Here is a 541-nt window from a genome sequence, read left to right as displayed (position 1 = left end):
CGGTATCTCTACCTGTGCAACTCTAGAAAGGAGGTGATCCAGCCGCACCTTCCGATACGGCTACCTTGTTACGACTTCACCCCAGTCACGAATCCTACCGTGGTAAGCGCCCTCCTTGCGGTTAAGCTACCTACTTCTGGTAAAACCCGCTCCCATGGTGTGACGGGCGGTGTGTACAAGACCCGGGAACGTATTCACCGCGACATGCTGATCCGCGATTACTAGCGATTCCAACTTCATGTAGTCGAGTTGCAGACTACAATCCGGACTACGATACACTTTCTGGGATTAGCTCCCCCTCGCGGGTTGGCGGCCCTCTGTATGTACCATTGTATGACGTGTGAAGCCCTACCCATAAGGGCCATGAGGACTTGACGTCATCCCCACCTTCCTCCGGTTTGTCACCGGCAGTCTCATTAGAGTGCTCTTTCGTAGCAACTAATGACAAGGGTTGCGCTCGTTGCGGGACTTAACCCAACATCTCACGACACGAGCTGACGACAGCCATGCAGCACCTGTGTTACGGCTCTCTTTCGAGCAC

1 rRNA gene is annotated in these 541 nt (G+C 54.2%); it reads right to left on the bottom strand.

Annotated features, from left to right (window positions below):
• Positions 1–26 precede the first annotated feature (26 nt).
• Positions 27–541: ribosomal RNA gene (locus ACP7EY_RS24055) — 16S ribosomal RNA — on the bottom strand; the annotation flags it as partial.

Source organism: Massilia sp. DWR3-1-1, from assembly GCF_049898325.1.
In the GTDB taxonomy this organism is placed as follows: Bacteria; Pseudomonadota; Gammaproteobacteria; order Burkholderiales; family Burkholderiaceae_D; genus JAFCUW01.
The sequence above is the reverse complement of the archived record's forward strand: the minus strand, read 5'-3'. Positions and strand labels throughout refer to the sequence as shown.